This window comes from Telmatospirillum sp. J64-1 (assembly GCF_006980715.1).
Lineage (GTDB): Bacteria > Pseudomonadota > Alphaproteobacteria > Rhodospirillales > Magnetospirillaceae > Oleiliquidispirillum > Oleiliquidispirillum nitrogeniifigens.
Genome location: NZ_SBHN01000010.1, coordinates 44,631 through 68,596, shown reverse-complemented (window position 1 = coordinate 68,596; position 23,966 = coordinate 44,631). Strand labels below are relative to the sequence as shown.

25 protein-coding genes and 1 CRISPR repeat array are annotated in these 23,966 nt (G+C 65.0%); of the genes, 14 read left to right on the top strand and 11 right to left on the bottom strand.

Going from position 1 to position 23,966, the window contains the following annotated elements; genetic code table 11:
- Positions 1-2: 2 nt before the first annotated feature.
- A complete protein-coding gene (locus EPD66_RS11285) occupies positions 3-2,171 on the bottom strand; it encodes an RNA degradosome polyphosphate kinase (RefSeq protein WP_142848611.1) in 2,169 nt (722 codons plus the stop codon).
- Between the two features lie 65 nt (positions 2,172-2,236).
- Between EPD66_RS11285 and EPD66_RS11280 the strand changes: the two genes are divergently transcribed.
- Positions 2,237-2,755 carry a histidine phosphatase family protein gene (locus tag EPD66_RS11280; RefSeq protein WP_255448451.1) on the top strand — a complete coding sequence of 173 codons (519 nt, stop codon included), beginning with the start codon at positions 2,237-2,239 and terminating at the stop codon, positions 2,753-2,755.
- Between the two features lie 88 nt (positions 2,756-2,843).
- A CRISPR array of direct repeats spans positions 2,844-3,463; the repeat unit is 31 nt; unit sequence GTTTCAATCCACGCTCCCGTGAGGGAGCGAC.
- Between the two features lie 244 nt (positions 3,464-3,707).
- Here the strand turns inward: EPD66_RS11280 and EPD66_RS11275 are convergent.
- The 3 genes from EPD66_RS11275 to EPD66_RS11265 all read right to left on the bottom strand — a co-directional run bounded on the left by EPD66_RS11275 (position 3,708) and on the right by EPD66_RS11265 (position 6,741).
- Positions 3,708-4,406, bottom strand: a complete 699-nt coding sequence (locus EPD66_RS11275) for a DnaA ATPase domain-containing protein (protein WP_142848609.1) — start codon at positions 4,404-4,406, stop codon at positions 3,708-3,710.
- The gene (locus EPD66_RS11270; protein ID WP_142848608.1) at positions 4,403-5,497 is read right to left on the bottom strand and encodes an AI-2E family transporter; all 1,095 of its coding nucleotides are present in this window, start codon (positions 5,495-5,497) and stop codon (positions 4,403-4,405) included. The genes EPD66_RS11275 and EPD66_RS11270 overlap by 4 nt, the downstream gene beginning before the upstream one ends.
- Positions 5,498-5,565: 68 nt before the next feature.
- On the bottom strand, positions 5,566-6,741 hold the full coding sequence (locus EPD66_RS11265; protein ID WP_185961367.1) for a DUF2066 domain-containing protein: 1,176 nt from the start codon (positions 6,739-6,741) through the stop codon (positions 5,566-5,568).
- 109 nt (positions 6,742-6,850) lie between these two features.
- Between EPD66_RS11265 and purM the strand changes: the two genes are divergently transcribed.
- The 4 genes from purM to EPD66_RS11245 all read left to right on the top strand — a co-directional run bounded on the left by purM (position 6,851) and on the right by EPD66_RS11245 (position 9,227).
- A complete protein-coding gene (purM, locus tag EPD66_RS11260) occupies positions 6,851-7,906 on the top strand; it encodes a phosphoribosylformylglycinamidine cyclo-ligase (protein ID WP_142848606.1) in 1,056 nt (351 codons plus the stop codon).
- Between the two features lie 2 nt (positions 7,907-7,908).
- A complete protein-coding gene (gene purN, locus EPD66_RS11255; protein ID WP_255448450.1) occupies positions 7,909-8,565 on the top strand; it encodes a phosphoribosylglycinamide formyltransferase in 657 nt (218 codons plus the stop codon).
- A 129-nt stretch (positions 8,566-8,694) separates the two neighbouring features.
- The gene (locus EPD66_RS11250) at positions 8,695-8,907 is read left to right on the top strand and encodes an antitoxin MazE family protein (protein WP_142848605.1); all 213 of its coding nucleotides are present in this window, start codon (positions 8,695-8,697) and stop codon (positions 8,905-8,907) included.
- Positions 8,904-9,227, top strand: coding sequence for a type II toxin-antitoxin system PemK/MazF family toxin (locus tag EPD66_RS11245; RefSeq protein ID WP_142848604.1), 324 nt, complete (start codon positions 8,904-8,906; stop codon positions 9,225-9,227). Before EPD66_RS11250 ends, EPD66_RS11245 begins: the two co-directional genes overlap by 4 nt.
- A 56-nt stretch (positions 9,228-9,283) precedes the next feature.
- Here EPD66_RS11245 and ndk read toward each other — a convergent pair whose 3' ends face one another.
- Complete coding sequence (gene ndk, locus EPD66_RS11240; RefSeq protein ID WP_142848603.1) at positions 9,284-9,706, bottom strand: nucleoside-diphosphate kinase; 423 nt, start codon at positions 9,704-9,706, stop codon at positions 9,284-9,286.
- Positions 9,707-9,954: 248 nt separating this feature from the next.
- Here ndk and EPD66_RS11235 point away from each other — a divergent pair, with 248 nt between their 5' ends.
- The 3 genes from EPD66_RS11235 to EPD66_RS11225 are packed head-to-tail and all read left to right on the top strand — an operon-like array spanning position 9,955 to position 13,429.
- Positions 9,955-10,677 (top strand): hypothetical protein, encoded by a 723-nt coding sequence (locus EPD66_RS11235; protein WP_142848602.1) that lies wholly within the window; start codon positions 9,955-9,957, stop codon positions 10,675-10,677.
- A gap of 44 nt (positions 10,678-10,721) precedes the next feature.
- Positions 10,722-12,614, top strand: coding sequence for an ABC-F family ATP-binding cassette domain-containing protein (locus EPD66_RS11230; RefSeq protein ID WP_142848601.1), 1,893 nt, complete (start codon positions 10,722-10,724; stop codon positions 12,612-12,614).
- A gap of 5 nt (positions 12,615-12,619) precedes the next feature.
- Complete coding sequence (locus EPD66_RS11225; RefSeq protein ID WP_142848600.1) at positions 12,620-13,429, top strand: hypothetical protein; 810 nt, start codon at positions 12,620-12,622, stop codon at positions 13,427-13,429.
- Between the two features lie 9 nt (positions 13,430-13,438).
- Here EPD66_RS11225 and EPD66_RS11220 read toward each other — a convergent pair whose 3' ends face one another.
- On the bottom strand, positions 13,439-13,912 hold the full coding sequence (locus tag EPD66_RS11220; protein ID WP_142848599.1) for a RidA family protein: 474 nt from the start codon (positions 13,910-13,912) through the stop codon (positions 13,439-13,441).
- Between the two features lie 120 nt (positions 13,913-14,032).
- Complete coding sequence (locus EPD66_RS11215; protein ID WP_142848598.1) at positions 14,033-15,364, bottom strand: MEDS domain-containing protein; 1,332 nt, start codon at positions 15,362-15,364, stop codon at positions 14,033-14,035.
- Positions 15,365-15,442: 78 nt separating this feature from the next.
- Here EPD66_RS11215 and EPD66_RS11210 point away from each other — a divergent pair, with 78 nt between their 5' ends.
- Positions 15,443-15,814: a response regulator gene (locus EPD66_RS11210; RefSeq protein ID WP_185961366.1), complete on the top strand. Its 372-nt coding sequence runs from the start codon at positions 15,443-15,445 to the stop codon at positions 15,812-15,814.
- Between the two features lie 9 nt (positions 15,815-15,823).
- On the opposite strand, the gene EPD66_RS11205 is transcribed toward EPD66_RS11210, so the two are convergent.
- Complete coding sequence (locus EPD66_RS11205; protein WP_142848596.1) at positions 15,824-16,741, bottom strand: LysR family transcriptional regulator; 918 nt, start codon at positions 16,739-16,741, stop codon at positions 15,824-15,826.
- A 103-nt stretch (positions 16,742-16,844) separates the two neighbouring features.
- Here EPD66_RS11205 and EPD66_RS11200 point away from each other — a divergent pair, with 103 nt between their 5' ends.
- Positions 16,845-17,591: a class III extradiol ring-cleavage dioxygenase gene (locus tag EPD66_RS11200; RefSeq protein WP_142848595.1), complete on the top strand. Its 747-nt coding sequence runs from the start codon at positions 16,845-16,847 to the stop codon at positions 17,589-17,591.
- A 10-nt stretch (positions 17,592-17,601) separates the two neighbouring features.
- Complete coding sequence (locus EPD66_RS11195) at positions 17,602-18,141, top strand: dihydrofolate reductase family protein (protein WP_142848594.1); 540 nt, start codon at positions 17,602-17,604, stop codon at positions 18,139-18,141.
- Between the two features lie 156 nt (positions 18,142-18,297).
- Here EPD66_RS11195 and EPD66_RS11190 read toward each other — a convergent pair whose 3' ends face one another.
- Positions 18,298-18,768: a DNA polymerase III subunit chi gene (locus EPD66_RS11190; protein WP_142848593.1), complete on the bottom strand. Its 471-nt coding sequence runs from the start codon at positions 18,766-18,768 to the stop codon at positions 18,298-18,300.
- Positions 18,769-18,778: 10 nt separating this feature from the next.
- Positions 18,779-19,171: an acyl-CoA thioesterase gene (locus tag EPD66_RS11185; RefSeq protein ID WP_142848592.1), complete on the bottom strand. Its 393-nt coding sequence runs from the start codon at positions 19,169-19,171 to the stop codon at positions 18,779-18,781.
- Positions 19,172-19,793: 622 nt separating this feature from the next.
- On the opposite strand from EPD66_RS11185, the gene dctP reads away from it, so the two are divergent.
- The 3 genes from dctP to EPD66_RS11170 are packed head-to-tail and all read left to right on the top strand — an operon-like array spanning position 19,794 to position 22,699.
- Positions 19,794-20,822, top strand: coding sequence for a TRAP transporter substrate-binding protein DctP (dctP, locus tag EPD66_RS11180; RefSeq protein ID WP_185961365.1), 1,029 nt, complete (start codon positions 19,794-19,796; stop codon positions 20,820-20,822).
- 52 nt (positions 20,823-20,874) lie between these two features.
- Complete coding sequence (locus tag EPD66_RS11175) at positions 20,875-21,387, top strand: TRAP transporter small permease (RefSeq protein WP_142848590.1); 513 nt, start codon at positions 20,875-20,877, stop codon at positions 21,385-21,387.
- A 1-nt stretch (position 21,388) separates the two neighbouring features.
- Positions 21,389-22,699, top strand: coding sequence for a TRAP transporter large permease (locus EPD66_RS11170; protein WP_142848589.1), 1,311 nt, complete (start codon positions 21,389-21,391; stop codon positions 22,697-22,699).
- Positions 22,700-22,805: 106 nt separating this feature from the next.
- On the opposite strand, the gene EPD66_RS11165 is transcribed toward EPD66_RS11170, so the two are convergent.
- On the bottom strand, positions 22,806-23,777 hold the full coding sequence (locus tag EPD66_RS11165; protein ID WP_221930960.1) for an asparaginase: 972 nt from the start codon (positions 23,775-23,777) through the stop codon (positions 22,806-22,808).
- Positions 23,778-23,966 lie beyond the last annotated feature (189 nt).

The following is a 23,966-nucleotide window of genomic DNA, read 5'->3' as shown; positions in this document are numbered from 1 at the left end:
CCTCAGGATGCCGGCTGCTGTGGACGGCGCGCCGAACGCACCCGTTCACCCGCACTGCCCATGCCCGACAAGCTGGGATTGGTCATGAAATAGACATGGGCGCTGAAGGAATCGTCGTCGCGCGGCATGCGGGTGAAGGTGCCGTCGGGGCCCAGCACCCAGCTTTGCGCCACGTCCTTGAGATTGGCGACCATGATTTCTTCCAACACCTGGCGGTGCACCGTCGGATTCTCGATGGGCACCAACGCCTCGACCCGCCAGTCCATGTTGCGCGGCATCCAGTCCGCCGAGGAGATGAAGACCTTGGCATAGCGCGACGGCATCTTGTAGCCGTTGCCGACGCAGAGGATGCGCGAATGCTCCAGGAAGCGCCCGACGATGGACTTGACCCGGATGTTCTCGGACAGGCCGGGCACGCCGGGACGCAGGCAGCAGATACCGCGCACGACCAGATCCACCTGCACGCCGGCCTGGCTGGCCTCGTAAAGCGCGTCGATCAGTTTCGGGTCGACCAGCGAATTCATCTTCGCCCAGATCGAGGCCGGGCGGCCCTGGCGGGCGAATTCGATCTCGCCCTTGATGCAGGACAGGATGGTGTCGCGCAGGCTGATCGGCGCGATGCGCAGCTTCTCCAGCTTCTCGGGTAGCGCATAGCCGGTCATGTAGTTGAAGGTGCGCTGGGCATCGCGGCACAAAGCCGGATCGGTGGTGAAGAAGGACAGGTCGGTATAGACCTTGGCCGTGATGGGATGGTAGTTGCCCGTGCCGAAATGGACGTAGGAGCGCAGCCCCCCGCCCTCGCGCCGCACCACCAGAGAAATCTTGGCATGGGTCTTCAGCTCCATGAAGCCGTAGACCACCTGGCAGCCCGCCCGTTCCAGGTCGCGCGCCCAGCGGATATTGGCCTCTTCGTCGAAGCGCGCCTTCAATTCGACCATGGCGGTGACCGACTTGCCGGCCTCGGCCGCCTCGATCAGCGCCTTGACGATGGGGCTGTCCTGGCTGGTGCGGTACAGCGTCTGCTTGATCGCCACCACATTGGGATCGCGCGCCGCCTGCCGCAGGAATTGCACCACCACGTCGAAGCTTTCGAAGGGATGGTGGACGATGATGTCCTTCTTGCGGATCGCCGCGAAGCAATCCCCGGCGAAATCGCGGATGCGTTCGGGGAAGCGGGCGTTATAGGGCACGAATTGCAGGTCGGGCCGCTCGTCCGTGATCAGTTGCTTGACGTCGACGATGCCCAGCAGCCCGTCCACCATGAAGACGTCGCCCTCGTCCACGCCCATGGCGTCGACGACCATCTTCAGCAGGTCTTCCGAGATGTCCGCATTCACCGTCAGGCGGATGCAATGGCCCCGGCGGCGGCGCTTCAGCGCGCTTTCGAAGACGCGCACCAGGTCCTCGGCCTCTTCGTCGATTTCCATCTCGCTGTCGCGGATGACGCGGAACATGCCCATGCCGTCGACCTTGAAGCCCGGGAACAGGCGGTCGAAGAACAGCTTGATCATGTCCTCCAGCAGCACGTAGCGGATTTCCTCGCCCGGCAGGCGGATGAAGCGCTGCACCTGCTGATGGATCGGCACCAGGGCGCGCAGCACCTCGCCATCCTCGAGCCGGGTCAGATGCAGCACGATCGCCACGCCCAGATTGGGGATGAAGGGGAAGGGATGGGCCGGGTCGATGGCCAGCGGCGTCAGGACCGGGAAGACATGCTCCATGAAGCGCGTCTCCAGCCATTTGCGGTCCGAGCGGCTGAGGTCATCGATCTCGGCCACCCAGATTCCGGCCTCGCACAATTCCTGGCGCAGGTTGCGCCAGCACTTCTTCTGCTCCTGCAGCAGTTCCGCCGCTTCGCGGTGGATATCGGCCAACTGCTGGGCAGGGGTCAGCCCTTCCTGGCTGCGCGAGACCACGCCGGCCATGACCTGGCCCTTCAGCCCGGCCACGCGCACCATGTAGAATTCGTCCAGATTGGCCGCCGAGATGGACAGGAAACGCACCCGCTCCAGCAGGGGATGGCTCCGGTTGTAAGCCTCTTCCAGCACGCGGGTGTTGAAAGCCAACCATGACAGTTCCCGATTGATGAATCGCTCGGGCGAAGACATATCGATGGTCGGGGTCTGGGCGGGCTCGGCTGCGGTCACGTCTGTCTCCGGCACAATGTCCATGGCTTGATGCAAGTCATTTATATATGCTCGCCCCTCCAATGTCATGGTCGCCGGGTTCCGGAAATATGAAGCTTCTGTATCTGCTACGCCACGCGAAATCCAGCTGGGACGATCCCAGCCTGGACGACTTCGACCGCCCGCTGAATCCCCGGGGACAAAAGGCGGCGCGCACGATGGCGCGATACATCGACCGCAACCGGATCCGCCCGGCCCTGATCCTGTGCTCGGGCGCGCAACGCACCCGCGAGACCCTGGCCGCCGTGAAGACCGTGCTGCCCGAGACGGAAATCCTGATCGAGGACAGACTCTACGAAGCCGCCTGGAGCGACCTGCTCGACCGCCTGAGCGACCTGCCCCAGGCCGTGGATTCCGTCATGCTCATCGGCCACAATCCCGGCATCGAGCGTCTGGCCTCCAGCCTCGCCAATTCCCGCGACAGCGACAAGACCGCGCTTGCCACCCTGCGCGAGAAATATCCCAGCGGCGCCCTGTCCGTGCTGGAACTACCGATTGCCACCTGGCGCGACGTGAAACCCGGCTGCGCCAGGCTAGCCTCCTTCGTGCGGCCACGGGACCTGGAATAAAGGCGGGAGACGGCGGGCTGCCGCCCGGCCCCGAACCCCATGAGAGGGGGCGATCAGGCCGCAAGATCTATCACTGGCCTGGGTGCCCGTTTCACTCCACGCCTCCGTGAGGGAGCGACCAGGGTTGTCCTGCCATTCGCGGTGCATGAGGTAGTTTCAATCCACGCTCCCGTGAGGGAGCGACCGGACCTTCAGGCGCAGGAAGTCGATGGCCTCGTTGTTTCAATCCACGCTCCCGTGAGGGAGCGACACAAGGCCTCGGCCAGATTGGCGTCATGGGAATCGTTTCAATCCACGCTCCCGTGAGGGAGCGACCACGGCCATCTCTCCGGCCCCGTCCACTGCAGGGCGGTTTCAATCCACGCTCCCGTGAGGGAGCGACCGCCAAGTACGGTTTCCGGGAGGGCGTCGATTATGTTTCAATCCACGCTCCCGTGAGGGAGCGACCAAGCGCTGAGCGGACCAGGATCGAGAGGGATAGTTTCAATCCACGCTCCCGTGAGGGAGCGACTGGAATGCCTTCTCGGCGGCGGCCACCGCATCCTCGTTTCAATCCACGCTCCCGTGAGGGAGCGACCTGCGGCTTGGGCATAGGCCGCGCTGATGGAACCAGTTTCAATCCACGCTCCCGTGAGGGAGCGACCTCCTGAGCATAGTTCTGCCCGTAGATGGACGTCGTTTCAATCCACGCTCCCGTGAGGGAGCGACTCCCCACAGCTTATCTTCTTGGTTCCACTAAGAAAACAGCGCCTTTCCCGCAGACGTCCCCATGCGGATCGCAGTCTGTCGGAGGAACCGCTTTCCTGAACCTGGAAAAGCCAGGATTTCCGGAAAAAGGGCGAAGCGCGAATGGCCCCGGGAATCCATGGGAGCTTGCGGTTCGCGCAGGAGGAATCTTCTGGGGGTTCGGGGCCTCCAGGCCCCGAGCGGGTGCGGGCGGCGGCCCGCCCCTTCAGCACCAGGGCAAACGGGCCTGCCGTTCGTCTTCCTCGCGGTCGAGCAATTCGCGCAGGAAGGGCACCGTCACCGCACGATGGGCGGCCAGGGCGGCGGAATCGACATGGGCGACCAGGGCGCGCGCGGCGGCGAAGGAGCGTTCCATGCGGGTAGCGAGATAGGCCACCACATCCTGTCCGACCTTGAGCTGACGATCGGCGAAGAGCTTGACCAGCAGGGCCTCCATCATGCGGTCGTCCGGCGGACGGATGCGCACGGAATGGGCGGCGAGCAGGCGCGAGCGCAAATCGGGCAAGGCGATCTGCCACAGGCCGGGGGCGAGCCGTCCGGTCAGCAGCAGATGAGCGCCGCATTCCTTGGCGGCGTTATAGAGGTGGAACAGCCCCACTTCGTCCACGCCCAAATCGGCGTCCTCGACCACGGCGGCGGCGGCGGTTTCGAACAGGCGGAAGGGATCGACCGCGCCCAGTTGCGCCGGGTCGAGCATCCTGGCGCCCGAGCGCTGGGCGAAGATGCTGGCGAGATGGGTCTTGCCGCAGCCGTCCGGGCCATGCAGCACCAGCGCCGGTCCCGGCCAATGGGGCCAGCGGTCGAGCCAGGCGGCGGCCTCGGCATTGCAGGACGAGATCAGGAAATCCGCCCCGCCCAAGGCCGGGCGGTGGCCCAGGTCCAGCGGCAATTGCGGTTCGATCACGGCGGCGTCTCCGAAGGCGGCAAGGGCGCCTGCACCGTGCGTCGGCTGTAGAAGGGCGAGGCGAGATAGCGTTGCAGGGCAAAGCGCGCCAGCACGCCGATCACCGCCGCCACCGGCACGGCCAGCAGCAGGCCGGTGAAGCCGAACAGCCCGCCCCCGGCCAGCAGGGCGAAGATCACCCAGACCGGATGCAGGCCGATCCGCTCGCCTACCAGCTTGGGCGTCAGGAAATTGCCTTCCATGATCTGGCCGGTGAAGAAGATCCCTGCGGCCAGGACCGGCAGCACCCAGTCGGGGGCCTGGAGGATGGCGAGGCCGACGCTGGCGACGAAGCCGAAGATGCTGCCCAGATAGGGCACGAAGGACAGCAGGCCCGACAACAGCCCGACCACCAGCCCCATTTCCAGCCCCACCGCCGTCAGGCCGATGGCATAGAAGCTGCCCAGCACCACGCAGACCAGGGCCTGCCCGCGCACGAAGCCCGACAGGCGGTCGTCGATCTCGCGCAATTGGGCGCGGATGGTGTCGGCATGGTCGCGGGGCAGCCAGCCGTCCACGGCCTGGGTCAGCCGGTCCCAGTCGCGCAGCAGGTAGAAGGCCACGATGGGCGTGATGAAGAACAGGGTCAGCACGTTGACCAGGGCCGCCCCGCCGGCCAGCAGCGAACGCAGCGTGCCGACCAGCCAGCCCGCGACCGTACCGGCATATTCGGCGGCGGTGGCCCGCAAGCGGGCGACTTCCTCCGGCCCCACCTGTTCCAGCAGCGCCGCCACCATGGGCTCGGCCCGCGTCACCAGGCGGTCGGCATAGGCCGGAACGCTGTGCGCGAAGGAGAAGATCTGCGCCTGGATCAGCGGGAACAGCAGCACCAGCGCCAGGATGACGATCAGGAAGAAGCTGGCGGTGATGACCACCGTCGCCCAGATGCGCGACAGCCCCAGCTTTTCCAGCCGGTCGGCCAAGGGGTCGAGCAGATAGGCCACGGCCATGCCCGCGACGAAGGGCATCAGCACCCCGCGCAGGACGTAGAGCAGCAGGAAGGTGACCAGCGCGCCGATCAACCAGAAAGCCACATGGGATTCGCGTTTCATGGGTTTTCCGTCCGGCAGGCGCGCTTATGAGCCACGCTTGGCATGTCGATCCGTGTCGGCAAGTCCGCTTACCGCAGCGGCGGCAGCTGGGATTGCTCGGGCTGGTTCGCCGATGGCGGCAGCAGCGCCGGGAAAGGCGAATTGCCCGCGCGGCGCAACTGCCAGAAACCGCCCTCCCAGTGCAGCGCCCAGCCGTTGCTGGCCAGAAGCTGCTCCAACTGCTGGCGGTCGCCGGTATGGTGCAGCACCAAGGCGGCTTCATCCCGGCTGAGCGACACCACCTCGAAACCGCGCACCAGGGCGAGCCGGTTCAGCATGTCGCGCACGGCCAGCCAGTCGTTCAGCCCTTCCAGCGGCACCAGCGCCGACAGGCTGGACAGGTTTTCCTGCCGGGGCGTCGCCATTTCCTTGTAGGTGTTGTTCAGCGCATCGGCGACATCGCGGGTGATGCGGTCGAACATCGCCCGCAATTCCTCGCCCTCCTGGGCGGTATAGCTGCGGCGCTCGAACAATTGCGGCACGGCGGGGCCATAGGGGACCATGCGCACTTCCACCCGCGCCGGGCCGTCGCCCTCGGTATTGGTGGCGTCGGCCACGGCCACCAGCACGTCGGCGGTGCCGTAGCGCTGGGCCAGGGCGGTCAGGCGCTCGATATTCCCGGCCAGGGCCTGGGCGGCGTCCAGCGTGACCACGTCCGCCAAATCGCCCATCGGCACCACCAGCGGCACCAGCCCGCCCGAAGGACGGGCAGCCCAGGCGGCGCGCCAGGGATTGGGATCGTCCCACAGCACCGGCGCGCGGCCGTCGGCGGAATAGACCGGCAGCACCAGCAGCGGCCGCGCCTGGGTGTCGGTGAAGGCCACATTGGCCTCGCGCAGCACCCGGCGCACGCTTTCGGGGTGGAATCGGAAGGTCAGTTGCGCGATATAGCGGACCGCCGAGGCCCGCTCCTCGTCAATCGTGAAGTCACGCACCAACTCTGTAATCTGGGCATCGGACAACTGGCTCAGGCGCTGCGCGGCCTCGGCCGAGGCCAGACGCTCGATCAGGCGCTTGAAGGCCTCGCGCTGGCCGGTCATCAGGGCCTCTTCGCGGGCGGCCACCGCATTGGCGGCGCGCACGTCGACAGGCACCTCGGTGACGGTGAAGGCATCCGCGTCCTGAGCCCGCACGGGCGCTGAAGACAGCGCCAGCACGGCCCCAAGCAAGAGGATGACGGCCAGCGGAAGGCGGAGATGAAGCATTGCAAACCGTCCCGGAATAGATAATCTTCGGCGCATCTAAATTCGCGCCGTACTCTATCACGTTCAAGCGCACGAGGAAGCCATTACCACCCCCGACACCCGAAAGGGCCTGACCTACAAGGATGCAGGCGTCGATATCGATGCCGGAGAATCGCTGGTCCAGGCCATCAAGCCGCTCGCCAAATCCACCGCCCGCGCCGGCGCCGCCGCCGGACTGGGAGGATTCGGCGCGTTGTTCGACCCGCGCGAAGCCGGTTTCAAGGACCCCATCCTGGTCGGCACCACCGATGGCGTGGGCACCAAGCTGAAGGTCGCCATCGAGGCCAACCGCCACGACACGGTGGGCATCGACTTGGTCGCCATGTGCGTGAACGATCTGGTGGTCCAGGGGGCGGAACCCCTGTTCTTCCTGGATTACTTCGCCACCGGCAAGCTGGATGTGGAGGCCGGCAAGGCCATCATCTCCGGCATCGCCGAAGGCTGCCGCCAGGCGGGCTGCGCGCTGATCGGCGGCGAGACCGCCGAGATGCCGGGCATGTACGCCCAGGGCGACTACGACCTCGCGGGCTTCTCGGTCGGCGCGGCGGAACGCGGCACCATCCTGACCGGCGAAAACGTGGCCGAGGACGACGTGGTGCTGGGCCTTGCCTCCAGCGGCGTGCATTCCAACGGCTATTCCCTGGTGCGCCGCATCGTCGAGCGCTCGGGCCTGGCCTGGGACGCCCCGGCGCCCTTCGACGAGGGCCGCGCCCTGGGCGAGGCCCTGCTGACGCCGACCCGCATCTATGTCCGTTCCTGCCTCGCCGCCGTCCGTGCCGGCAAGGTCAAGGCGATGGCCCATATCACCGGCGGCGGGCTGGTCGAGAACCTGCCCCGCGTCCTGCCCGAAGGCGTGACCGCCGAACTGGAGGCCAAGTTCTGGCCGCTGCCGCCGGTCTTCGGCTGGCTGGCCAAGGAAGGCGGCGTGGTGCCGTCCGAAATGGCCCGCACCTTCAATTGCGGCATCGGCATGTGCGTCGTGGTCGCGGCGGAGGATGCCGACGAGGCCGAGCGCATCCTGGCCGAGGGCGGCGAAAGCGTCTATCGCATCGGCCGCATCCGCGCCCGCAAGGGTAACGAGGCGCAGACCCTCGTCCTCGGCGCAGACGAGGCCTGGGGAGCGTAACCGTGGCGGCACGTCTGAAGGTCGGCGTCCTGATCTCGGGGCGCGGCAGCAATCTGCAAGCGCTCCTCGATGCCTGCGCCGACCCCGCCTTCCCGGCGGAAATCGCGCTCGTCCTGTCCAATGTGGCGGGCTGCTACGGCCTGGAACGGGCCGAGCGCGCGGGCGTGCCCACCCATGTCATCAGCCACCGGGATTACGCCAGCCGCGAGGATTTCGACGCCGCCATGGACAAGGTCCTGCGCGGCGCCGGAATCGAATTCGTCTGCCTGGCAGGCTTCATGCGGCTGCTGAGCGCCGGTTTCGTCGAATCCTGGCGCAACCGGATGATCAACATCCACCCGTCCCTGCTGCCCTCCTTCAAGGGCTTGCATACCCACGAGCGGGCCATCGAGGCCGGGGTCCGCTTCCACGGCTGCACCGTCCATTTCGTCACGCCCGATCTGGATGACGGCCCGATCATCGCCCAGGCCGCCGTGCCGGTCCTGCCCACGGATGATCCCGACGCCCTGGCCGCCCGCGTGCTGGAAAGCGAGCACCGCCTCTACCCCCTGGCCCTGCGCCTGGTGGCCGAGAACAAGGCCCGCGTCAGCGGCAGCCGCGTGGTGTTGACCGAAGACACGCCGTCAGCGAGCGTGTCGGTGCTCAATCCGGCGGATTGAGCAGGGTTGCGGGCGGCCGCCCGCACCCGCTCGGGGCCTCGGGCCCCGAACCCCATTCCTGATTCGGCCTGTGTGCTTGCATTCGGCGGCAAGACGGCATACCTGTTACATGTAACATGGAGGTGCGTCATGGCTTCTAGCGTTGCCCGCCGCGTCAAGCATCACCGGGAGAGCCTGAGAGCCGCCGGGCTGCGTCCCTTGCAGATATGGGTGCCCGACACCCGCCGTCCGGGCTTTGCCGAGGAGTGCCGCCGTCAATCCAGGTCATTGCGCGATGATCCGCATGAACGCGAGACGCTGGAATGGTTGGAGGATGCCGCCGATAGCGAGGATTGGCAGTGAGGCGTGGCGACTTGGTGACGATCGCCCTGAAAGGCGATTATGACAAGCCCCGCCCTGCTTTGGTCATCCAGTCGGACCTGTTTGCCGACCATCCGTCTGTCACGATCCTGCCGGTAACCAGCGAGTTGCGGGAAACCCCGCTGTTCCGGCTGACGATCGAACCGACTTCGGAAAATGGCCTGCGCGCGACTTCGCAGATCATGGTGGACAAGGCCCAAACTGTCCCGCGCGAGAAAGTCGGTTCGGCCTTCGGCAGAATCGACGACAGCACCATGGTCGCCGTCAACCGGGCGCTTGCCCTCTTCCTCGGCTTCGCCTGAGAAACAAAAAAGGCGGCAGGCTTTCGCCGCCGCCTTTTCCGGAACGATCTTTAAACTCAGCCGACGATTTCGGTCTGGGCGAAGAAGAAAGCGATCTCGATCTGGGCGTTTTCCAGCGAGTCGGAACCATGGACCGAGTTGGCTTCCACGGATTCGGCGAAATCGGCGCGGATGGTGCCCGGCGCGGCATTGGCCGGGTTGGTGGCACCCATGATTTCACGATTGCGGGCGACGGCGTTCTCGCCTTCCAGGCACTGAACCACGACCGGGCCCGAGATCATGAACTCGACCAGGTCGTTGAAGAACGAGCGCTCGGCATGCACGGCATAGAACTGCTCGGCCTGCTCGCGGGTCAGACGCACCCGCTTCTGCGCGACGATCCGCAGACCGGCTTCCTCGAAGCGGGCGTTGATCTTGCCCGTCAGGTTACGGCGGGTAGCGTCGGGCTTGATGATCGACAGAGTGCGTTCGGTGGCCATATCTGAAATCCCTTCGGCTTCAATCAGGTGCGCGTTTCGCCCCAAAAAGCCAACCCCCTGGAGGTAACGCGCGCAAACCCATCCGCGCCGGGCGGATAGGCGGGCGGGGTTATACCGTGAGCTTGACCGCAAGGCAACTACGACGAAGGCCAAGGCCCGAAAGTAGAAGCCCTTCTGTCCGTTTTTCCGGGATTTCCGCCAAAGGAAGAGGAAGGAAACGCCGGGGCGTGCTCGCGTGTAGACAGAGCATGAGCATTCTGGTCGCCTGCTGGGCTGTTCTTTTCGCGGCCATCCACATCTTCATCGGCCGCCTGGCTTTCCTCGACGCGATCCCGCGCAGCCGGTGGCTGTCCTTCGCCGGCGGCGTGGCCGTCTCCTATGTCTTCGTCCATTTGCTGCCGGAACTGGCCGAGCATCGCACCGTCCTGCACGAGCGGGGCTTCATCGGCGGCGAACTCTCGGCCTATCTGCTGGCCTTGACCGGCTTGTCCGTCTTTTACGGGCTGGAAAGAACCGTCCGCATGTCACGAGGAAGGCGGCGGACGCATGCGGCGGAGGAGAAGGAGCCGGTCTCCTTCGTCTTCTGGCTCCATATCGGTTCCTTCGCGCTTTACAATGTCCTGGTCGGCTATCTTCTGGTCCATCGCGAAGAGGTCGGTTTCGTCAGCCTGCTGCTATACGGTGTGGCCATGGGACTTCACTTCGTGACCAACGATTTCGGCCTCAGAAGCGACCACCACCGAGCCTACAACCATACCGGCCGCTGGATTCTGGCCGCCTCCGTCCTGTTCGGCTGGCTTCTGGGGCTGTGGGTGACCGTGCCGGAGGCCGGAATCTCCCTGCTCTTCGCCTTCCTGGCGGGTGGCGTGGTGATGAACGTCCTGAAGGAGGAACTGCCCGAGGAACGGCAAAGCCGCTTCCTGCCCTTCGCCTTCGGAGCGGCCATCTACGCGCTGCTCATGATGTTTTAGAGGCTTCCTTTGCCGCCTGACGGCGGCTGTGCTAATTACCGCTCATGCTGCATATAAACGATCTCGTCTTCCGCTTTGGCGGCCGCGTCCTGTTCGACGGCGCCACCGTGCATGTGGCCGCCGGACAGCGCGTCGGTCTGGTGGGGCGCAACGGCACCGGCAAATCGACGCTGCTGCGCCTGATCCTCGGCGAACTGGCGCCCGATAGCGGCGAGATCACCATCCGCCCCCGCGCCCGCGTCGGCCGCGTCGCCCAGGAGGCGCCGGATGTGGATGCCAGCCTGATCGATGCCGTGCTGGCCGCCGATACCGAGCGCACCGCCCTGATGGCCGAGGCCGAGACGGCGACGGACGGCCTGCGCATCGCCGAGATCCACGAGCGCCTGAACGCCATCGACGCCCATACCGCCCCCGCGCGCGCCTCGGCGATCCTGTCGGGCCTGGGCTTTGACAGCGAAGCCCAGCTTCAGCCCGTGCGGTCCTTCTCGGGCGGCTGGCGGATGCGCGTGGCCCTGGCCAGCGCCCTGTTCGCCCGGCCCGATCTGCTGCTGCTCGACGAACCGACCAACCACCTGGACCTGGAAGCCACCATCTGGCTGGAAGGTTACCTTGCCTCCTATCCCGGCACGCTGCTGGTCATCAGCCACGACCGCGAGATCCTGAACAAGGTGGTGGGGCGCATCATCCATCTCGACCAGGGCAAGCTGGTGGCCTATCAGGGCAATTACGACATCTTCGAGCGCACCCGGCGCGAGAAGATGGAATTGCAGGCCAAGGCCGTCGCCAAGCAACTGGAACAGCGGCGCAAGATCCAGTCCTTCATCGACCGCTTCCGTGCCAAGGCCACCAAGGCGCGCCAGGCGCAAAGCCGCATCAAGATGCTGGAGCGCATGGAGGCGGTGGTGCCGATCGTCGAGGAACGCGGCATCAGTTTCGACTTCCCGGACCCCGAGCCCCTGCCCCCGCCGGTCATCGCCATCGAAGCCGGACAGGCGGGCTACGAGCCGGGCAAGCCGGTGCTGCGCAACCTCTCCCTGCGCATCGACATGGACGACCGCATCGCGCTGCTGGGCGCCAACGGCAACGGCAAGTCCACCCTGGCCAAGGTGCTGGCCGGACGCCTGAAGCTGCTGGAAGGCGACGTCCTGCGCTCGCCCAAGCTCCAGGTCGGCTATTTCGCCCAGCACCAGACCGAGGAGCTGAATGTCGAGGGCACGCCCTTCAGCCATATGCTGGCCCTGATGCCCCAGGCGCCCGAGTCGAAGGTCCGCGCCCATCTCGGCCGCTTCGGTTTCGAGCAGGACCGCGCCGACGTCAAGGTGGCGCAATTGTCGGGCGGCGAGAAGGCCCGCCTGCTTTTCGCCCTGATGAGCCGCAACGCGCCGCATCTGATGATCCTCGACGAACCGACCAACCACCTGGACATCGATTCGCGCGAGGCGCTGGTGCAGGCCCTGAATGCCTATGAAGGCGCGGTGGTGCTGATCAGCCACGACCCGCATCTGATCGAACTGGCTGCCGACCGCCTGTGGTTGGTGGATTCCGGCAAGGTTATCGCTTTTGACGGCGACATGGACGATTACCGCCGCCTGCTGCTGGACAAGGCGCGCGAGGAACGCCGCGACAAGGCCGGGGCCGCCCCCTCTTCCGCCGCGCCCAGCCGCAAGGACGAACGCCGCGCCGCCGCCGAATTGCGCGCCCAGCTCGCGCCCTTGCGCAAGGCCGCCCAGCAGGCCGAGAAGAAGCTCACCGACCTGATGGCCAAGAAGAAGCTGGTCGAACAGAAGCTGGCCGATCCCAAGCTCTATGACGGCCCCGCCGAGAAGGTGACGGCCCTGCAGATCGAGATGGGCGAGCTGGACCGGGCCATCGCCGAGGCCGAGGCACTCTGGCTGGAAGCCGCCGAGGCCCTGGAAAACGCCGAAGCCGAGGCCTGAGAGGGATGCAGCCTTTCCACGCCTCGGACAAGCATCACGCCATGCAGGCCGCCTATGGATTCGGCCTCTTTCCGATGCCGGGCTACCGTCCGGCCAGGATCGGCGAGTGGAGCATAGCCTCGCACCTGCCCAGCGTCGCGCCGAGCTATCTCTCGCGCGCCGTGCTCGAAGCGCGCAACGTGCTGACGCGGGGCAAGGAAGTCTGGATGTGCGACGGGCTGCTGGAACAGGAAAGCCATGCCTGGCATGTCCATTGCGCCCGGGGCATCGTGGTCACGGCGGGTTTGGGCATGGGCATGTATGTCTATGCGGCGGCCATGAAGGAAGAGGTCGAGCTGGTCATCGCCGCCGACATTTCCCCCGACATCATCGCCCTGATGCAGCATTCCACCGGCTTCGCGGACTGGCCCTGCCGGGATAAGGTCAGATTCGTCGAGACGGATGTCCTGGCTCCGGATTTCGCGGCCAAGGTGGCGGCCATCACCCCTCGGCGGATCGATTACCTCTACGCCGATATCTGGCCCGACTTTCCCGCCGCCCAGGCACCGTCGCAAACGGCGGACATGGCCCGCGCCCTGTCGCCCAAGGCCGCCGGATGGTGGGGGCAGGAACTGTCCTTCGCCCAGTATTGCCGCCGTGCCGGATGCGCCGCCGATGAAGACGGCCTGCGCGCCTTCTTCCGCGAGACCGGCCTGCCCGCCCCCGATTTCACGCCGGGCTATGCCGCCTTCTGCCGCGACGCCATGACGGCCAACGGCATGGGCGAGCGCAAGCCGTTCTGGCAACGCCTGGGACGGATGTTCCGCCGCCAGTGACGCCGGGCCTCACGGGGATCGGGGCGCATAGAAGGTCCCCTCGACCTCCATGATGTCGTCCTGGTTCAGGCGGTCCACCTCGATGATGGTGCGCGGGGGATAGGGCGCACCGGCCCACAGCTCCTCCTGTACCTTGTTCACCAGCGGCCGGTAACGGTACATATCCGTCACATAGACCACGATCCGGACGGCATCGGCCAGCGAGGCCCCCTCGGATTCGGCGATATGCTGCATGTTCAGGAAGGCCTGGCGGATGCGCGCTTCGTCTCCTTCGACCAAGCTATTCGTGGCCGGGTCGATCCCGCGCATTCCGGCCACGAAGACGAAATCCCCCGCCCGGGTCCCGAGGCTCCATGTCCCCGTCGTCTGGATGGCCCCTTCGGGCGCCAGCGTCCTGACGCCATTCGGCGAGGCGGTTTCCTGGGCGGACGCATGGGCCGCAAGCAAGGCGACGGCGGTAGCGGCCAGAATGAAGCTGCGCATCGGCGAATCCTCCCTTTTCTTGTTCAACGCTCGACCACGGCCGTCCCCCGAAAAGCAATGAGGCCCCCGCGGAACGGGAGCCTCATGCAGATATCCGGTCTCGGGCCAGCCGCTTGACGATCAGACGACGGTCAGCATGCTGCCGGCGAAGGAGAGCCGGAATTCGGTCCAGCCGTCCATACGCTCCAAAGTGACATTTCCATCCACCTGCCGGCCGATGGCCTTGATGAGATTCAGGCCGGAGCCTTTCGTCATCACCTGGGCAGGGCCGACGCCGTTATCGCGGACGACCAATTCGCCTTCCTTGCCGATACGGGCCGGACGGAAGAACACGGAAATCTTGCCGTCCTGGCCGTGCGAGAAGCCATGCTTCAGAGCGTTGCTGATGGCCTCGACCGCGATCAGGCCTAGCGGCACGGCGGTGTCCAGGTGAATGCGGGCTTCCTCCACCTGGAAATCGACGGAGACGCGATCGGTGGCGTTGAAGCTTTCGACCATGGCATCGACCAGTGCCTGGAGGTAGCGGGAGAAGTCGATCTCGCTGGTCGATTCATGCTGGTACAGCGCCTCGTGAACCAAGCTCATGGCCGTGATCCGGCGCAGGGTGTCCTTGAAGGCCTCCTTGAGGGACAGGTCGGAGGAACGCAAGGCCTTCAGGGTCAGCAGGCTGGTGATGACCTGAAGATTGTTCTTCACCCGATGATGCACTTCCCGCAGCAGCACGTCCTTGTCGGCCAGGGCGCGGCGCAGGGAATCGGTGGTCCGCTGCAACTCGCCGAGGGCCGCGGTCAGGTCGGCGGTACGTTCCTCGACCCTTAATTCCAACTCCTCGTTGGCGCGACGCAGCTCTTCCTTGGCCCGCTTCAGCGAACCGTTCTCGATCAGCGCCCAGTCGCCATGGCGGCGGGCCAGGGCGAATTCGTGGTTCTGCACCACGTCCATCACGTTGCCGGCGCTGCTCTTGCTCAGGCAATAGCTGCACAAGGCGATCAGGCGATGATCGCAGAAGCAATCATTGACCTTCGATTCGTATTGGGCGAAGGAATCCCAGTCGTCCGGCGTCAGGAAATAGAGATTGCCGGTCAGGCGGAAGCCGTCATAACCGCTGTTGATGGCGCTTTCCTTGCGCTGGATCCAGCCGTCGATGACTTCCTCGGCCGTCATCGTCCCGGAACGGGTGTACCATTCCTTGTGATCGATGATCTCGATCTGCCCCTTGCGGATACGCGCATCGGCATCCGGCACCGCATTGCGCAGGGCAGCCTCGGCCTCGGTGGCATTGAACGGCGGAGCCGTGACCCAGAGGCATTGCTCATTTCCCTCGAGCCCCGCCTTGAAATAAGGGACAAGGGTATCCACTAAGTCTTCCGCCGTGTCATAAAATTGGCAGAAATGGCTGCCCCAGGGAATCATCCCGATGGCCCCAATGCCGCTATTGGTCAAGTGGCTCATGACAGTCTCCTGTGTAAGGGACTATATTAAAGCGGTCCAAGGCCGCATCCTATCATCCGTATGGGGTAGCTCATCACTGTGCCGAAACGCATACTCATAGTTGAAGACGAAGCCATCGTTGCATTCACGAACGCGACAATGGCGGAACTTCTTGGTTACGAAGTCGTGGGACCGGCACAGAGTTGCAGCGAGGCATTGGCTGCCGCAAAAGTTTCTCCCCCGGATTTGGCCTTGGTCGATATCCGGATCAAGGGCGACGTGGACGGCATCGGAACCGCCCTGCGGCTGCGGGATCTCTGCGATTGCAAGATCGTCTTCGTGACCGGCCAGGGCGACAGCCAGACGCGCCAGCGGGCCGAGGCGATCCATCCATCCGGCTATCTGCAGAAGCCCTTCTCTCCCGAGCAATTCGAGAACGCTATTTCCCAGGCCTTTCTCTCCGGCCCGTGATCTCCAGCCCTATCCCAGTCCCTCCTCCCAATAAGGCTTCGGACCGAAGCGTTCGACCAGGAAGTCGATGAAGCTGCGCAACTTTGCCGCGACCGGGCGGCCGGGGGGATAGAGGGCGTAGACTGCATTTTCCCGGCACGGAAAGCCGCGCAGGATCTGCTTCAGCCGTCCCTGGCGCAGATGCTCGACGACCAGGAAGGTCGGCTGCAGCACGATACCCAGGCCGCGCACCGCCGCCTCCGCCAGGGCGTCGCCGTTATTGGCACGCAGGCTGCCGGTGATGGGGACCTGCACTTCCTGGCCGGTGGCCGGATCGAGAAAGACCCAGCTGTCGCGCAGGCTGGACAGGGAATATCCCAGGCAGTCATGGCCGCGCAGTTCCTCGGGCCGTCCGGGCTCGCCCCGGCGCGCGAGGTAATCGGGCGAGGCGCAGACGGCCAGGCGCGAAGGGGCCAGGCGGCGGGCCACCAAGGCGGAATCCTTCAGCGCGCCGATGCGGATGGCCAGGTCGTATCCTTCCTCCACCACATCGACCAGGCGGTCGTTCAAGGTCATGTCGATGCGTACCTGGGGATAGTGTGCCAGGTAATCCGCCACAGCCGGAGCCAGATGCAGGAAACCGAAGGACATCGGCGCATTGACCTTCAGCAGGCCGCGCGGTTCGGCATGCATGGCGCCGACCAGCCGTTCGGCCTCTTCCATTCCCGCCACCAGCTCGGCGCAGCGCTCGTAATAGGCCGCGCCGATCTCGGTCAGGCTGAGGCGGCGGGTAGTGCGGTTGAGCAACCTTGCCCCCAGCCGGTCCTCCAGTGCCGCCACATGCTTGCTGACCATGGCCCGCGACATGTCCAGCACCCGGGCCGCCGCCGCGAAGCCGCCCTCCTCCACCACCCGCACGAAGACGGCCATGCTCGTCGCCCGGTCCATGCCCATCCTCCCATTGTCAACTCAGCGTAATCAATCTGCCCGGCCCTTGGGGGATTATCAATCCCGCAGGCTTGCGCCATGTTAAGGACAGGAGGTCGCCGTCATGTCCCTGCCCACGCTTTTCATCTCCCACGGCTCGCCGATGCTGCTGATCGAGGACAGCCCGGCCCACCGCTTCCTGGCCGGACTGGGCCGCGACCTGCCGCGCCCGTCCGCCATCCTGGTGGCCTCGGCCCATTGGGCCACCCCTTCCCCCGCCGTGTCGGCGGCGGCACTGCCCGAGACGATCCATGATTTCAGGGGCTTCCCGCGCGAACTCTACGACGCCCGCTATCCCGCTCCCGGCGCGCCGGAACTGGCGGCCAAGGCGGCGGCCTTGCTGGAGGCCGGGCTGGACGAAGGACGCGGCCTCGACCATGGCGCCTGGATTCCGCTGGCGCTGGCCTGGCCTGAGGCCGATATCCCGGTGCTGCAGGTCTCGCTCCAGCCGCATCTCGGCCCGGCCCATCACCTGGAACTAGGGCACCGCCTGAAGCCCTTGCGCGACGAGGGGGTGCTGATCCTGGCCTCAGGCGCGCTGACTCATAATCTGCGGGATTACTTCACCGGCGGCGATGGCGGCGGTTGGGTCGAGGACTTTTCCACCTGGATCGGCGACGCCGTCGAGCAGGGCCGGGTCGAGGATCTGCTGGACTATCGCCGCCGCGCCCCCTGGGCCGAACGCAACCATCCGACCGAGGAGCATCTTCTGCCGCTCTTCCTCGCCCTGGGGGCCGCCTCGGGTCCGGGCCGGATCATTCATCGCAGCCGAGACAAATCCTTGGCCATGGACTCCTTCCGATTCGACTGAGACCACCCATATGATGGGCATCATGATCGGCCCCTGCTTCACCGTCTATATCGCCGCCAGCCTGGACGGCTTCATCGCCACCCCCGACGGCAATGTCGGCTGGCTGGACTCTTTCGAAACCGAGGATTACGGCTTCGAGGACTTCCTCGCCAAGATGGACGCCATCGTCATGGGCCGGACCACCTATGATCAGGTTCTGGGCTTCGGCTGGCCCTATGGCGACAAGCCTTGCTACATCCTGACGTCGCAGCCCCTGGGCCCCGGTGCCCCGCCGGGCGTCGAGGCCGCCGGCGACGCCGCCTTGCTGGCCAAGCATCTGCAAGACTGCCGGAACGTCTGGGTCGCGGGCGGCGCCAAGACCATCCGCGCCTTCCGCGATGCCGATGCCGTGGACCGGATCGAACTCTTCGTCATGCCCATCCTGCTGGGCGACGGCATCCGCCTCTTCCCCACCGCCCCGCACAGCGAAAAGCTGACCCTGGAAGAAAGCAAGACCTATGACAACGGCGCGGTGAAGCTGACCTATCGCGTCAAGGTGAGGGGCATCTGAGTCCCGGTTTTTGAGACACGGATGGACGGGCCATGCTTCGAGACGCCCCTGCGGGGCTCCTCAGCATGGGGTCTGTTTTGCTGATAAAGCTAATGAATTAGCCTCGTGCCTTAAGGAGCCACCTTGGCGGCGTCTCGAAGGACGAGGCGCACCCGCCTATTCTTCCCCCGCCTTGACCCGCGCCTTCTCGACCCAGCCGCCGCGTTCGGTCTGCTGGAAATAGGTCAGGTCGTGGCCGGCGGCCTTCCAGCGGGCCCAGCGCTGGCGGGCTGCCTGGACGGCGGCCTCGTCATTACCGTCGAACAGATCGAGGCAGCGGACGAAATCGCCGATCCGGTCCGAGGACATGCCGTCGGTCAGCACCAGCACGTCGGCGCCGTTGGGATTGTCGTCGGTCATGCCCAGCCAGATCGGCTGGGCCTCGGCATTGCCGTCCTTGGCGCTGCCATGCGGCAGCCAGGAAGCCGGATCATAGGTCCAGAGCAGGTGGTTGAGATAATCCACCCGCTCGGACGACCCGGCCACCACCACCGCTCGATGCCCCGCCGCCAGCACCTTCTCGAGAAGCTGCGGCAGGGCCTTGTCCAGCGGCCATAATTGCAGATGGTAGAAACCGACTCGGGTCATGGACGCGGGATCATTCGGCTTCGGCCTCGACCGGCACCGGGCGCGGACGGCGGTTCTCGTCGATGGCGACGAAGGTGAAGGTGGCCTCGGTCACACGCTGGGCCTCTTCCGAAAAGCGGCTGCGCCGCCAGGCGCAGACCCGGATCTTCATCGAGGTCCGGCCGACCTGAAGGATGTCGGCGAACAGGCTGACCTCATCGCCGACGATGACCGGGTGATGAAAGACGATCCCGTCGACGGCTACCGTGGCGCAGCGCCCCCGGGCCCGCCGGGCCGCCGCATTGCCGGCGGCAAGGTCCATCTGCGCCATCAGCCAGCCGCCGAAGATGTCTCCGGCGGGATTGGTGTCGGCGGGCATGGCGACGGTTCGGATGGTCGCATCACGAGACGGCAAGGCAGCCATCTTTCAATCCTTCTGAATAACTGCACGGGCGGCAAACGTTATCGCTCTTGCCGCGCCCCGTACAGAGGGATTGACGCTAGGCAGGGCCAGACGCTCATCCTCTCTCCGGCGGCCGCGCCGAAACTTTTTTCCCGCACGCGCCGCAGCGAAAACCACCCCGCTCAGCCTGTCCAAATTTTATGCACTCATGAAATTTCCCGAGTTATGACAAATTCTTAGGCAACTTATCTCCACCAAGGCACTCCCTGTCAAACAAAGTTTCGCAAAACTGATTTTTTTGCGCATGAAGATCAAACATGCGAAAAAATCTTGACACATGATTTCCTGACGGTTCTCCTGAGGTGGATCAGGTCACGCAACTGGGGAGAAATATGGTCCAGGTGCAGCCCAGAGAATGTGAAGTCCGCCCAGGAACAGCACGCAATAACCGTGCCGCCGGGCAACACTGTGCAGCAATTCGCGCCGGTGTTTTCTCTGGACGTACCGGCGCCTCTCGTCATTTTTTCTCAAGAAAACTGGTGAGGCGTCAGTCACCGCCTGCAGCACCGGCTGCCAATACATGCCGGGCCGCAACCCAAAGCTGAGAGAGTTACGTCACCAGAGCCAAAGGAGCAGCAATTTCATGCTTAGCAACGTCAGGAAAAAAGCACTGCGTATGGTCGGAATAGCCAGCCTCGGGGCGGCCACCTTGACGGGAGGCGCAAGCTTCGCGGCACCGGCCAGCGCTGAAGAAGTTGTGCTCAGGACGGCGACCGCCCTGCCGCGCCACCACGATCTGGCGAAGAGTTTCCTCGACCTGTTCGTCGAGAGGGTCAACGAAGTCGGCAAGGGCGTCGTCCGCCTCGACTATATCGGCGGCCCGGAAGTGACGCCGTCCGACCGCGCCGCCCAGGCCGTGCAGCGCGGCGTGATCGACCTGCTCTATACGCCGTCTGCCTATCATTCGGGCATCGTGCCTCAGGGATCGGCGCTCATCGCCACCAACCTGACCCCGATGGAAGTACGCGAGAATGGCGGCTTCGACCTTCTCGCCCCCCATTGGGAACAGAGGCTCAATTCCAAGCTGCTGGCCTGGAGCGAGACCGGCGCGCAATATCACCTCTATACCAAGACCGAACCGCCGCTGAAGGATGGCGTCTTCGATCTTTCCGGTTTCCGCATGCGCAGCACCGGTGCCTATCGCCCGATCCTGGAAAGCCTGGACGCCACCCCCGTCCAGATTCCCGCCGGCGACGTCCTCACCGGCCTGGAACGCGGCGTCATCGACGGCTTCGGCTGGCCGACCGTCGGCCTTGCGCCGCTGGGTCTGGCCGGTGTCGCGAAATACCGCCTCGACCCGCCCTTCTATCACCAGGCCGCCCTCGTCCTGATCAACCTGGATACCTGGAACAAGCTTCCCGAAGCCGCCCAGAACGTCCTCAACGAAGTCGCGCTGGAATACGAGCGCACCTCCATCGACCGCATGATCGAGGTCGGCGCGGAAGATGCCGCCGCCGTCCAGGCCGCGGGCATCACTCCCCTGACGCTCGATGAGGAAGGCGCCCGCGCTTATCTCAGCATCGCCTACGAATCCATGTGGGACCGGGTCCGCGAACAGCTCGGCGAGGAAGAAACCGCCGCCCTGCGCGAAAAGCTCTACCAACCCGATTGATCCCATCCAGGGCGTGCCGCCCGACAGAATTCACAAGGATTGAGGTGATCGAATGAAAATCGTGGCGGCAGCCTATGATGTTCTGGTCGCTGCGCTGGCGGTTCTCGCCGGCGTAGCCATCATGCTGGCGTTCGTGCTGATCGTGTTCGAGGTAAGCCTGCGCGGGCTGGGTATCAGGCCCCCGGCCTTCCCCAGCGCCATGGTGGAGTATCTTCTTCTCTACTTCGCCCTTCTGCCGGCGCCCTATCTCGTCCGCAAGAAGGGGCATGTCTATATCGATGCGATCGTCGTCCGGGTTCCGGCCGGGCTGCGGCGTGTCCTGGAATACTTCTCCTACATCACCTGCATCGGCATTTGTCTTCTCTTTGCCTATATCGGCTATCTTCTTGCCGCCGACGCCATCCGCTTCTCGATGATCGACCAGCGGGCGATCGACCTTCCGCTTTACCTGCTCTATCTGCCCTTCCCGATCGTCTTCACGATGGTGGCGATAGAATTCGCCCGGTTCCTCTTCGGCTCCGAAACCATGTACGTCCCCGCCACGCAGCCCAAGGAGAGCCTGTAAGATGGAATGGTACGCAGCCGGAGGCCTCCTCATCGGCACCGTGGTCTGCCTGATGGCGCTGGGCGTTCCCGTCGCCATCGCCTTCATGGCCACCAACGTCATCGGCACCCTCTTCTTCATCGGCAGCTTCAACGGATTGCTGCAGGCCGTCGACAATTCGACGGTGCTGATCACGAGCTTCCAACTCGTCCCCGTGCCCATGTTCATCCTCATGGGGTCGCTGTTCTTCTATTCCGGCCTGGCCGTCCGCGTCTTTGACGCCTTGGACAAGCTGTTCGGCCGCATCCCCGGCCGCCTCTGCTTCCTGACCGTGGCCGGCGGCACCACCTTCTCGACCCTGACCGGGTCGAGCATGGCCAATACCGCCATGCTGGGATCGCTGCTGGTTCCGGAAATGGAACGCCGGGGCTATGCCAAGAAAATGTCCATCGGCCCGATCCTCGGCACCGGCGGCCTCGCCATGTTGATTCCGCCTTCGACGCTGGGCGTGCTGCTGGCCAGCATCGCCGGGGTCGATGTCGGCCGCCTGCTGATCGCGGGCATCATTCCCGGCCTACTGCTGGCCCTGCTCTATGTCGGCATGATCTCGCTGCAGGTCTGGCGCGATCCCTCCTGCGCCCCGCCCTACGACCTGGAACCGACGCCGCTTCGCGAGAAGCTCCTCGGCCTGGTGATGAGCGTGCTGCCCATGGGCGTGGTGGTCGCCATGGTCGTCGGCTTCATCATCTTCGGCATCGCCACGCCGACCGAAGCCGCCGCTTTCGGCGTGCTGGGCGTGCTGATCCTGGCCGCGCTTTTCCGTGTACTGACCTTCAAGGTCCTGTTCGAGTCCCTGCTGTCGACGGTGAAGGTCGCCGGCATGGTGTTCTTCATCATCATGAACTCGAACGTGTTCAGCCAGCTCCTGGCCTTCTCGGGCGCCAGCTCGGGAATGATCGGCTGGGTGACCGGCTTCGACATTCCGGTCACCGTCGTCCTGCTGGCGATGTTCGCGGTCCTGCTTCTGCTCGGCATGTTCATGGACCCGGTGTCCATGATGCTGATCTCGGTGCCGGTCTTCTTCCCGCTGGCCCTGACCTTCGGGGTCGATCCGGCCTGGTTCGCGATCTTCATGCTTCTCGCGCTCGAGATGAGCCAGACGACGCCGCCCTTCGGGCTGTTGCTTTACATCATGCTAGGCGTATCACCGAAAGGCACCACGCTCTACCAGGTCGCCACCGCCGCCTTGCCTTACCTCTTCTGCGACGCGGTGCTGGTCGGACTGATACTGGCATTCCCGATGCTGGTCCTATGGCTGCCCGGCTTCATGTAGCCGCCAGAAAGGAACAAAGCGCATAAGCACAAAAAAGACCGGGCCGCCCAATCATGAGCGGCCCAGTTTTTCTGCGAAATAAGGACGGGTGCCAGAACGTCCTGGATCAGGCAGAGAGGAAATGTTCGCGAATTTCGTTCACGCCAAGGCCGCGCCCCAGCAGCAATTGCAGCAGCAGGCGCGCCTTCACCGGGCCGAGGTCGCCCGCCGGGATCGCCCCCTTGGCAATCAGGTCCGTTTCCGAACCGGCGAAGCCATAGGTATTGGTGAAGACCGGACCGGCCATGACGCGTGAGGACAGCACCACGGGCATCCGTGCCGCCAGGGCTTCGATCTTCGGGGCCAGCACCTGCGGGACATGGCCCGCCCCCATCGCGGCGACGACCGCCCCGCCGAATCCCAGGGACGGCAACGCATCGAGCAATTCCCCCTGGTCCCCCAGGCCGATGGTCAGCAAGGCGACCGGCGGACAGGCCGCTGCCATCCCCTCCGGCAAGGCTGCCTTGCGGAAGGGCGGCACGTGGAACGTCACCCGTCCTTCCGTGACGCAGCCGACCGCTCCCAGCGGAGACGATTGGAAGGCCGAGGTCAGGCCCGTATCCCCCTTGCGGACGAAGCGGGCGGCATGGATCTCGTCGTTCAGGACCACCAGCGTGCCCCGCCCGCCTGCTGCCCCACTTGCGGCCACCGCCACGGCTGCCAAAATATTCGCGGGTCCGTCCGCGCCCGGGCTGGAGGCCCCGCGCATGGCGCCGGTGACCACCACCGGCCGGGACGAACGCACCAGATGGTCGAGGACGAAGGCCGTCTCCTCGATCGTATCCGTCCCCTGCACCACCACGGCGCCGTCATATTCACCGGACGCCAACGCCTTTTCCAGCATCTCCGCGACCCGCGACAGGATGTCGAGGGTCAGGGAAGCGCCCGGCAACTGGAAGGGCGAATCCGCCGTGATGGCGGCCAGCCTGTCCAGCCCCTCGACGGAACGGACGAGATCGGCGGCGGTCAGGGTCGGCACGATGCCCTTTTCCGCCGAGGGCATCATGGTGATCGTGCCGCCGAGGGACAGGACGAGCACTGACGGCTTCACTTTGGAGTTACTAGGCATCCTAAGTTCCTTTTCTGATTTAATTCTTTGTCTCAGTGCGATAGACATCCCGTCATCGCATTGCCGTTGTTTCACTGGGTTTTCGTCGGCAGGCCGCGCTTGCGCGGAATGCGATGTAGACGCGAATTTCCGTCTTGGACTGCACCAAGCGGCGTCTAG

What these genes read in the sequence shown, in the direction of transcription:
- EPD66_RS11215 (WP_142848598.1), bottom strand. Translation starts at nt 15,364, where the DNA reads ATGAGCCACTTGACCAATAGCGGCATTGGGGCCATCGGGATGATTCCC.
- EPD66_RS11220 (WP_142848599.1), bottom strand. Translation starts at nt 13,912, where the DNA reads ATGCGCAGCTTCATTCTGGCCGCTACCGCCGTCGCCTTGCTTGCGGCC.
- EPD66_RS11205 (WP_142848596.1), bottom strand. Translation starts at nt 16,741, where the DNA reads ATGGACCGGGCGACGAGCATGGCCGTCTTCGTGCGGGTGGTGGAGGAG.
- EPD66_RS11225 (WP_142848600.1), top strand. Translation starts at nt 12,620, where the DNA reads ATGCAGCCTTTCCACGCCTCGGACAAGCATCACGCCATGCAGGCCGCC.
- EPD66_RS11185 (WP_142848592.1), bottom strand. Translation starts at nt 19,171, where the DNA reads ATGGCTGCCTTGCCGTCTCGTGATGCGACCATCCGAACCGTCGCCATG.
- EPD66_RS11280 (WP_255448451.1), top strand. Translation starts at nt 2,237, where the DNA reads ATGAAGCTTCTGTATCTGCTACGCCACGCGAAATCCAGCTGGGACGAT.
- EPD66_RS11200 (WP_142848595.1), top strand. Translation starts at nt 16,845, where the DNA reads ATGTCCCTGCCCACGCTTTTCATCTCCCACGGCTCGCCGATGCTGCTG.
- EPD66_RS11270 (WP_142848608.1), bottom strand. Translation starts at nt 5,497, where the DNA reads ATGAAACGCGAATCCCATGTGGCTTTCTGGTTGATCGGCGCGCTGGTC.
- EPD66_RS11285 (WP_142848611.1), bottom strand. Translation starts at nt 2,171, where the DNA reads ATGGACATTGTGCCGGAGACAGACGTGACCGCAGCCGAGCCCGCCCAG.
- dctP (WP_185961365.1), top strand. Translation starts at nt 19,794, where the DNA reads ATGCTTAGCAACGTCAGGAAAAAAGCACTGCGTATGGTCGGAATAGCC.
- EPD66_RS11190 (WP_142848593.1), bottom strand. Translation starts at nt 18,768, where the DNA reads ATGACCCGAGTCGGTTTCTACCATCTGCAATTATGGCCGCTGGACAAG.
- EPD66_RS11170 (WP_142848589.1), top strand. Translation starts at nt 21,389, where the DNA reads ATGGAATGGTACGCAGCCGGAGGCCTCCTCATCGGCACCGTGGTCTGC.
- EPD66_RS11175 (WP_142848590.1), top strand. Translation starts at nt 20,875, where the DNA reads ATGAAAATCGTGGCGGCAGCCTATGATGTTCTGGTCGCTGCGCTGGCG.
- EPD66_RS11265 (WP_185961367.1), bottom strand. Translation starts at nt 6,741, where the DNA reads ATGCTTCATCTCCGCCTTCCGCTGGCCGTCATCCTCTTGCTTGGGGCC.
- EPD66_RS11230 (WP_142848601.1), top strand. Translation starts at nt 10,722, where the DNA reads ATGCTGCATATAAACGATCTCGTCTTCCGCTTTGGCGGCCGCGTCCTG.
- EPD66_RS11195 (WP_142848594.1), top strand. Translation starts at nt 17,602, where the DNA reads ATGATGGGCATCATGATCGGCCCCTGCTTCACCGTCTATATCGCCGCC.
- EPD66_RS11235 (WP_142848602.1), top strand. Translation starts at nt 9,955, where the DNA reads ATGAGCATTCTGGTCGCCTGCTGGGCTGTTCTTTTCGCGGCCATCCAC.
- EPD66_RS11250 (WP_142848605.1), top strand. Translation starts at nt 8,695, where the DNA reads ATGGCTTCTAGCGTTGCCCGCCGCGTCAAGCATCACCGGGAGAGCCTG.
- ndk (WP_142848603.1), bottom strand. Translation starts at nt 9,706, where the DNA reads ATGGCCACCGAACGCACTCTGTCGATCATCAAGCCCGACGCTACCCGC.